General features: G+C 61.2%; 8 protein-coding genes. 2 read left to right on the top strand and 6 right to left on the bottom strand.

Translation table 11 applies throughout. From position 1 onward, the window contains the following. Positions 1-90 precede the first annotated feature (90 nt). The 6 genes from ACWRN3_RS19870 to ACWRN3_RS19845 form a co-directional block, all read right to left on the bottom strand. Positions 91-1,488 carry an aldehyde dehydrogenase family protein gene (locus ACWRN3_RS19870; RefSeq protein ID WP_476741680.1) on the bottom strand — a complete coding sequence of 466 codons (1,398 nt, stop codon included), beginning with the start codon at positions 1,486-1,488 and terminating at the stop codon, positions 91-93. Positions 1,489-1,539: 51 nt separating this feature from the next. Then, a complete protein-coding gene (locus ACWRN3_RS19865) occupies positions 1,540-2,880 on the bottom strand; it encodes an aspartate aminotransferase family protein (protein ID WP_476741679.1) in 1,341 nt (446 codons plus the stop codon). A gap of 95 nt (positions 2,881-2,975) precedes the next feature. After that, a complete protein-coding gene (locus tag ACWRN3_RS19860) occupies positions 2,976-3,374 on the bottom strand; it encodes a GlcG/HbpS family heme-binding protein (protein ID WP_476741678.1) in 399 nt (132 codons plus the stop codon). Between the two features lie 95 nt (positions 3,375-3,469). Next, positions 3,470-4,423 (bottom strand): phosphotransferase, encoded by a 954-nt coding sequence (locus ACWRN3_RS19855; RefSeq protein ID WP_255175391.1) that lies wholly within the window; start codon positions 4,421-4,423, stop codon positions 3,470-3,472. A gap of 142 nt (positions 4,424-4,565) precedes the next feature. Then, positions 4,566-5,693 carry an N-methyl-L-tryptophan oxidase gene (solA, locus tag ACWRN3_RS19850; RefSeq protein WP_476741677.1) on the bottom strand — a complete coding sequence of 376 codons (1,128 nt, stop codon included), beginning with the start codon at positions 5,691-5,693 and terminating at the stop codon, positions 4,566-4,568. 37 nt (positions 5,694-5,730) lie between these two features. Then, positions 5,731-6,345 (bottom strand): TetR/AcrR family transcriptional regulator, encoded by a 615-nt coding sequence (locus tag ACWRN3_RS19845; protein WP_324645050.1) that lies wholly within the window; start codon positions 6,343-6,345, stop codon positions 5,731-5,733. A 218-nt stretch (positions 6,346-6,563) separates the two neighbouring features. On the opposite strand from ACWRN3_RS19845, the gene ACWRN3_RS19840 reads away from it, so the two are divergent. Together ACWRN3_RS19840 and ACWRN3_RS19835 are read left to right on the top strand one after the other, a co-directional pair. Beyond that, a complete protein-coding gene (locus ACWRN3_RS19840) occupies positions 6,564-7,361 on the top strand; it encodes a tyrosine-protein phosphatase (protein ID WP_476741676.1) in 798 nt (265 codons plus the stop codon). A gap of 49 nt (positions 7,362-7,410) precedes the next feature. After that, positions 7,411-8,862: an APC family permease gene (locus tag ACWRN3_RS19835; RefSeq protein WP_324645052.1), complete on the top strand. Its 1,452-nt coding sequence runs from the start codon at positions 7,411-7,413 to the stop codon at positions 8,860-8,862. The last annotated feature ends 68 nt before the right edge of the window (positions 8,863-8,930 follow it).

Here is an 8,930-nt window from a genome sequence, read left to right as displayed (position 1 = left end):
GGGTCCTTGTACCACCCCCGCCCCCCTCTGGGGGGCCGGGGGGGGGGGGGGCCCCCGCCGGGGGGGGCCCCCCCACCGGTCAGTGGTGTTTCAGCCGTTGATGACCTGGGGCACGCCGAGGTGTTTGAGTCCTTCGACGCCGAATTCGAGCCCGTAGCCGGATTGTTTCGCGCCACCGAAAGGGATACGTGGGTCGACGGCGCCGTGTTTGTTGATCCAGACGGTACCTGCTTGGATTCGGGCGGCGACGTTGCGGGCTGTTGCCGGGTCGGAGGACCAGACGGAGGCGCCGAGGCCGACGTCGAGAGCGTTGGCTTTCTCGATTGCTTCGTCGATGGTGCTGTAGCGGATGATGGGCAGGGCGGGGCCGAATTGTTCTTCGGCGACGAGCGGGTTGTCGTTGTCGATGTCGGCCACGAGGGTGGTGGGGTAGAAGTAGCCGGGCTGGTCAGTGTCCGGGTTTCCGCCGAGGAGGACGCGGGCCCCGGAGGCTTTGGCGGCCTCCACGAGGTTCGCGACGATCTCGTACTGTGCCTTGTTCTGCAGCGGACCCAGGACGTTGTTTTCGTCCAGGCCGTTACCCATTGGCATGGCCTTGGCCACGTTGGTGAGTTCGTCGCAGACGGCGTCGTAGATGTCGTCGTGGACGTAGAGGCGTTTCAGGGCAGCGCAGGTTTGGCCGGTGTTGATGAAGGCGCCCCAGAACAGGCCTTCGGCGATGGCCTTCGGGTCGGCGTCGGGCAGGACGATGCCGGCGTCGTTTCCTCCCAGTTCCAGGGTGAGCCGTTTGACGGTGTCCGCGGAGGACTTGATGATCGCTTTGCCCGTGGCTGTGGAGCCGGTGAACATGACCTTCCCGATGGCGGGGTGGGAAGCGAGGGCCTCGCCTACCTCGCGGCCGCCCGAGACCACGGTGAGGAGCCCTTCGGGCAGGGCTTCGTTGATGGTTTCGACGAGGGCAAGCACGCTAAGCGGGGTGTATTCGGAGGGTTTGACCACTATGGCGTTGCCCATTCTCAGCGCGGGGGCGACCTGCCATACGGTGATCATCATGGGCCAGTTCCATGGTCCGATGGCCCCGACGACGCCGATGGGCCGGTAGTGCAGTTCGGCACGCGTTTCACCGTCATCGACCAAGGTTTCTGCTTCGAGCGGTGTCCCGGCGGCGGCGCGGAGCCAGGCAGCGCAGGCGCCGACTTCGAAGCGGGCGTTGGGGCCGTTCAGCGGTTTGCCCTGCTCGCGGGAGAGCAGGTGGGCGAGTTCTTCGGCGCGGGCTTCGACGGCGTCTGCGGCCTTCAGCAGCGCGGCGGACCGTGCCTCATGCCCGAGTGTGGCCCACGCCGGTTGGGCGTCAACGGCCACGTCGATGGCGCGCTGCAGGTCCGCGACAGTATGGACCGGGGCTTCTCCGACCGGTTCACCGGTGGCGGGATTGAAGATGGTCCGGGCAGCAACGGAGCCCTCGGTCAGGACGGGTGTGGTGTTCATGGCATTCTCCTCATTGAGCGGTTAGTTGTTGTTCCGTGCAGATCCGGATGGTCACCGTTGGTTTTGATCAGTTGGGCTATTGAGGGTTTCCAGTGACAGGCGGAGTTGCTCGATCATGTGGTGGGCGTGCTTGAGTTCGAAGATGAGCGGTGGCCTCATTTTGAGGACGTTTTCGTGGCGACCGATCTTTCCGATGAGAACGCCGCGGGAACGCATTTCTTCTGTGAGTGCCTTGGTGGCGGCGGGGTCCGGCGTCGCATCGTCGGGATTGACGATTTCCAGGCCAAAGAAGAGGCCCCGGCCGCGTACGCTCTTGATCCTGGGGTTGCCCTTGGCGAGGGCTGCGAGTTCGTCAGAGATGAACTTGCCGAGTTGGTGCGCATTTTCAACAAGCCCGTTCTCTTCCATGACCTGCAGCACAGCAAGGCCTGCTGCTGACGAGACGGGGTTTCCAGCAAATGTATTGAAGTAGGTGTTGTTTTCCCCGAATTCCTCCATCAGTGCTTGCGTGGTGATGACACCACCTACGGGATGGCCGTTGCCCATCGGCTTGCCAAGCGTCACCAGATCAGGGGTGGTGCCGAAAGCCTGGTGGCCCCAAATGTGGTTGCCGGTCCGTCCGAAGCCCGATTGGACCTCGTCCGCTATGACCAGCCCGCCGGCGGCCCGGACCCGGTCGGTGACTGCCTCTATGTAGCCGTCGGGGGTCTGTACGAGTCCTTCGGTTGAGAACAACGGGTCATACAGGATAGCCGAGACTCCGTAGCCTTCGGCCTGGAGCGAGAAGATGGCTGCATCGACGTCGCTCAGCGCTTCCTGGAGGAGGCGCTTTCGTTTAGCCTGTGTCAGCCCTGCTGCGTCCGGGATACGAAGGGGGCGTACGTGGGCGCCGAGGGGTTCTTTGACCTGGAGGCCGGTGGTCAGTTCGGCCAGGGCGGTTGTGTTGCCGTGGTAGCTGTGGTCCGAGATAAGGATGCCGGTGTTGCCGGTGTGTTGCCGTGCGATTCGCAGGGCGAGCTCGTTTGCTTCGGATCCGCTGTTGGTGAAAAATACCCGCTCCAGCGGGGAATCGAAAAGCGCCAGCAGCTTTTCGGCGTACTCAACGACGCGTGAGTTGAGGTACCTCGTGTGGAGGTTGACGGTCTGCAGCTGGGCTGTGATTGCTTCGCGGACGACAGGGTTGGAGTGTCCGACGTGGGGAACGTTGTTGTAGACATCCAGGTAGGTCTTGCCGGTTGCGTCGTGGACCCACACGCCTTCGCCGGCCACGATTTCCAGGGGAGTGGCATAGAACAGCGGGGAGTGGCGCCCGAGGGTGCGTTCGCGGCGGTCAATGAGGCTTTCCTGGAGGAGCGCGTCGGGTGCCGGTTCTGTGGCTGTTTCGAGTGTCATTGCTGTCCTTGGCCGTTGGTGCGGATTTGAATCCGGAACATGAGTCGGTGGGTGTTGCCGGGTTCGGACGGTCGATGGCCGGCCCCGGCAACCGGTTAGAGGGCTTTGGCGCCGGCGGTGGCGACCAGGTGGTCGTTTTCCACAGTGCTGCCGCTGACACCGATGGCGCCGATGGTGACCCCGTCTTTGGTCAGGGGGATGCCTCCGGGAAAGGTGATCAGGCCGCCATTGGATACTTCGATGTTGAACAGCGGTCCGCCGGGCTGCGAGATGGAGCCGATGTCTCCGGTGGGCATGTCGAAGTAACGGGCCGTGCGTGCCTTTTTGATGGCGATGTCGATACTGCCGAGCCACGCACCGTCCATGCGGGTGAAGGCCTTGAGGTTTCCGCCGGCGTCTACAACGGCAATGTTCATCAGGGTTTCCGAGGATAGGGCTGCCTCTCGTGCTGCTTCAACTATCTTGTGTGCTTCTTGCTGCGTGATGTCGTTCATCTGTTGCTCCGAAATCTTTTCCTGTTTAAGGGCGTAGTTGTATTGACTGGCGTAGAGCCAGCCCTGGTTAGGTGCTAACGCGCGCGGGGGTTTTGTTAGACGAGAGCTGCCGGTTTTGCGGCTGCCTTTATTAAGTCGGGGAAGTCAGGGGCTGTTATTTCAGTGATCAACCCTTCCCAACAGGTACGCAGTTCCCCTGCGTAGTCGGCGTCGTCGTTGGGTGCGGCGTTGCCCATTGCGGTGATCCACAGTCCGCTGTTGGACCAATGAGCCACCGCCATGAAGAGCCTGGCGCGGGCCATTTTTACTGGGTCAGTGTTGCCGAAGTAGGCTTCGAAGAGTGCCTGTGCCTTGTCTTTCCCGAATCCGTTTTGCGCTGCAATAAATCCGATCTCGTAGCACGGGTCCGAGTTGCCGGCGAGGTCCCAGTCGATAATGTTGTAGGTCATTAAGGAGGTGTCCTTGATGATGTTTGCATCCCAAATGTCCAGATGGCAGGGAACAAACTGGGAAGGATCCAGGGCCAGGACGGTCTCCAGACGGTCCATCAGGGCCTGGATGGCTGACGTTCCGGGCGGCAGCTCGATACCTTGTCTTCTGGCGGCCTCCATCCTTTGTCGGGCCAGGTTGAAGGGGTTGATGTCGTTGAGGAACCGGCGGCCGGAGTGATGAAGCCGGTGAAGGGCAGGGACGAGTCGGGTGACGGAGTCATCGTCGTCGCTTAGCCTCGGGTGGCCTCCCGGAACAAAGTCGAGAGCCAGCGCCAAGGGTTCGTTTGAGACTGTTATGACGGGCGCGCCTACGCCGATCTCGGCGGCAATTCTTGTGTTTTCCAGAACCACGTGGGCAGCGGGCAGAACTCCTACCGTTTCCCAGTAGTTGTTCCAGAGCTTGACGACGCAGCGACGGGAACCGTCCTCGACGAGGTAGTTCTTATGGGCCTGGCCGCCGGAAAGGGAATGTGCGGTGACGTGACAGCCACCCCAGTCGGGGTTCGTCGAAAGCACCGCCTTAATGCTGGTGATTTCGGTATCAGGGACGATGGTCATTAGGATTGGATGTCCTTCGATGTTCGAATGCAGGTGCACTGTGTTGGGGTCGGAGGGGGTCCTGGCTGCACTGTTCGCACTGTTTAACGAGCTCCCACAAGCTCTGTAACGGTGCGGTCAGGACGTCTGCCGGTGTCACGGTTTATGCCTTTGCTGTGGCGAAGCGTGAAGGCAGGAACAGGTTTGTTTCGGGACGGGAAATGCCGTCGACATGATCGGCCAGCATTTCACCAACAACCGCTGCATAGCGGAACCCTCGGCCCATGTCTCCGGTGCCGACGATGACATTGGACGACTCCGGGTGTCCACCGATAACCCAATGGCCGTCCTCCACCTCAGACCACATGCATACGGTGGTAGATACCGGGTTGGTGTCGATGTCCGGGAGCCTGGCGCTGAGGACTTCCTGGATCCGTTCGAGGTCTCCGGGTCTGAGGTCCTGGCTTAGGTCCTCGGGGTCGATCCAGTTTCCCTTCCCGGGGACTGAGAACTTCCATTCACCGTTAGGCTCGGAGCAACCGTAAGCCGGTGCCTCGTCCGATCCCGGGGGCTTGGCGAAGTAGATGGCCGGCTTCGGTGGCCCGTCCTGGCGGAAATTGGCCAGCACCTGACGGTCGACCTTGTAGGGCAGATCCAGTTGCATCAAATGGTTGGCGCGGGCACCCACGGTGACGACGACCTTGTCGGCTGAATAGTTACCTTGATCGGTGCTCACGACGATGCCCGAAGCGCTCTCATCCCAGCCTTGAACCGCTTCTCCCGTGCGCAGGGTTGCGCCGAGCCGGCGAGCCTCCGACTGCAGGGCCTTGATGGCGGGGTGAACGAGGGCAACGGTGCCGTTTGGCTCCCATACGGCGACTTCGTCGTCATCAATGGTGGCCCAAGGGAACCGCTTCCGTGCTGTCGAAGCGTCAAGGGCGTGGTACTCAAAATCGGACGCGCCTAGGGAGGCCACCGTTTTGTCGAACCACATTGATCCGGGTTCGCCGACGAACACAGTTCCCGAACGTTCCAACAGACGGGTCCCGGTTTTCGCGGCCAACTCGTCCCACAACTCAAAGGTCCGCTTTGTGAAGGTGGTGTACTGGGCTCCTGCACTGCTGGATTGCCGGGCCAGCCGTGTGGCGCCTCCGTGCGAGCCGTGCATGTGTGGCGGTGCGAACTTATCCAGGCCGAGCACGGACTTGCCGCGGGCTGCCAAGTGCCACGCCGCCGATGAGCCCCAGGGGCCCAGTCCAATTACGATGACGTCGTAGTGTTGTGTTGACACAAATTCCTCCGTTAGTGGTTTTCGAACCCTTGGCGGGTCAGACAGTGGCTCGTACTAGAAGTCCGTCCATGAGTAGCCGGATAGCCGTGACGGCCGGCTCGGCGTCCTCCGGCTTACGTGCAGCAGCAGCCCCGGCAGCGCGGATTGCCCCGGTGATGGTTGCGGCCAAGGCTTCGGTGGGCGCGTCCTCAGGCAAAGTGCCTCTGTCTTTGGCATCCTTCAGATCGCGCGCGATGAGCTCTTCGAAAGAGCGGGAAGTCGAGCCCATGACGTCCGAGAGGGCCGACACCAGGTCCGGTCCCATCACCCCGTAGAACCTGCCTTTGGGCTCCTTTGTCGCCTCCACCAGCGCGGTGGCCAACGCCGTGATTCTTGCGGCGGGGTCCGTGAGGGGATCCCGCAGGCTGATGCCGCGTACGTACACTGCGTCGGCGATCCGCATATACACCTCGCGAACAATTTCGTCCCTTCCGCCGGGGAAGTGGGCATAAATGGTCCCCCTTGAAATACCCGCCTGCTGGCTAAGAACCTCGAGCGCGGTAGAGGCGTACCCCTCCGAACTCAGCAGCTCAGCTGCGGTGTCCAGGATGTCGCCGCGGGTTCTCATACGGTTTCGTTCCCGAAGGGAGAGGGGCTTGTTGGAGGCGCTCATTTCTGGTCCTTCGTGTGGGGTGCTGGTGATCTGCTTCACATGATTGCACATCGGATCCTAAAAGTGAACAGTCTGTGCAAACTTTGAAGAGGGGGTCCGCGGCCGCCCTGGAGCGGTTGAAAACATTGAACACCATGCCTAAGTTCTGAACTAGTCATGCAACAAATATTTAACTTGTTCTATTGCAGTACGAAACATTCAGTGTTTACCTTTTATGTATGAAACAGGTCACACCAGGCTTGGCTGGCCCTAACTCCCTTGAGGGCGTCCGGAACTTCCGAAGCCTCGGGGGACTGCCAGCGCACGGAGGATCCCGTGTGGCTGAAGGCCTGGTGTACCGGAGTGGACACTTCGGATACTCGACAGCCCCGGATCGTCAAAGGCTGGAGGCGGCACGCCTGCACTTCATGGATCTGCGAAGTCCTTGGGAATCCGAGACCGAAGACCGTTCCGTGCCTGCGCTAACGGCTGTACAAACGCCACTACAGGCTAAAGACAGCAGGGACGCGTGGCTGTGGTCTGCGGTTCGCGAAGGTCGCGTGAGCGAGCTTGGCAGGGCCCTTACGGCAGTGCGGGCTGAAGAGGCAATGCACCGGCTCTATGCCCGTGACATAGCAGGCAACCCACCGGTATTTGCCAATTTCCTTCAGTCATTGGCTCGAGTTGAGCTGCCTGTCGTCGTCCACTGCTCGGCTGGGAAGGACAGAACCGGATGGGCAATAGCCATCCTTTTGACCATCCTGGGGGTACCTGAAACCGCGATCCTCGAAGACTACGTTCAGAGTTCATTACCGGAGAACCAATACCTCATCAGAGACTCAGCGGGCAGCGTCACCAGCATCGACAAGCACCTGCGAACAGTCATCACACCCTTGCTGGAAGCGCGGCAAGGGTACCTCGAAGCCGCATGGCACAGCGTGGAGCACGCCTGGGGATCACGTCACTCCTACTTGGAAGACGGACTCGGCATCACTCCGGCGCTCACAAACAAACTCAAGGCACGGCTCCTCGTCTGAGGAAGCCCGAACACGGCTACGGCCATTATCTGCCCGAAAGAGAAAATTCATGATTGATAATGTCAGCGAGTTGCCGGCAACGACGCCGTCCAGCACACCTGTCCAACCGCAAGCAGGCCATCTCCGCTCAAATAAACTCGGTGTCTTCGCCATCGCCTTCTTCGTCATCGCAGCGGCGGCCCCCATGGCGGCTGTCGTCGGCACCGGTCCCGTGGTCTTTGCTGCGGTTGGACCTGCAGCCCCATTGATCTACGCGATCGCCGCACTGCTCATCGCACTCTTCGCCGTCGGATACCTACGCATGAGCAGGCATGTCACCAACGCCGGCGGCTTCGTCGCCTACATCGCCAAAGGCCTCGGTACACCCTGGGCCACCGCAGGAGCTGGTCTGGCGCTGCTGATGTACCTCAGCCTGCAGGTCGGGCTGTGGTCACAGTTCGGCGTCTTCGCCGGGCAGTTGCTGGAGAGCATCACGGGACTCTCCGTACCCCCGCTCGTCTGGATCGTCGCGTTGCTCGTCATCACCACGGCACTCACCATGCGGGGCGTCGACACGAGCATCCGGCTCTTGGCCGTCCTCATCATCGGCGAAACCCTCGTCGTTGCTGCTCTGGTTATTGTGCTCGTTGCCAGCAAGGGGCCGGGAGTCTTCACATTCTCCGGCTTCACCGCTGAGAACCTCTTCAGCCCGGGCCTGGGCATTGCATTGCTGTTCGCCTTCCTGTGCTTCACCAGCTTCGAAGCAACCGTGGTGTTCTCGGAAGAAGCAATCAACCCCCGCAAGACCATCCCGCGGGCACTCTACGCCGTGATCGCCTTTGTCGGAATTTTTTACACGCTCTCCATCTGGGTTATCGGAGGGGCCATCGGGGTGGACAACATCCAACAGGCGGCAACGGATGACCCTGCAGGATTCATCTTCAACCTCGCCTCCGAAAGCGGAGGGAGCGTCTTGAGCATGGCCATGCAGGTCCTCGTCGTGACCAGCTACCTCGCCATGCTGCTGGGCCTGATGAACATGTTCGCCCGCTACCTTTTCGCCCTCAGCCGTGCCGGAGTACTGCCGGCCAGGCTGGCCACCGTTTCCAAGGAGGGGAGTCCCGCCACCGCAGCCCTGTCCAACGGCGTGGCCGTCGGCATCGTCGTGGTTACCTTCCTCGTCCTCGGCGCAGACCCACTGACCGTCGTGTTCGCCTGGTTCAGCGCCCTGGCAACGGCAGCCTTTATCACCATCCTCATCGTGGCGTCCGTATCCATAGTCGTGTTCTTCGTCCGGACCAAGGACAACACCAGTATCTGGGCGACGAAGATCGCACCTACCCTCTCCACCGTGATCCTCTCCTATATCGGCTACGTGACGATCGAGAACTACGACTCCCTCATCGGGCCTGACAACGCCGCAGCAAAGTGGCTGCTCGTCCTCATTCCTGCCGCGATGCTTGGCGGCCTGGTATTCGGCAGGAGCAAGCGCGACATCGACTACGCCAAAGAAGTTATCTGAAACGGTTAGCGTGCTGCCGCCTCCGCGGGCGGCAGCACGGTAATTCGTTTCCTCGAGGACCACAACGT

This window comes from Pseudarthrobacter sp. rb (assembly GCF_056389225.1).
Note: the sequence above shows the minus strand (reverse complement) of the source record. Positions and strands in the feature narration are given on the sequence as shown.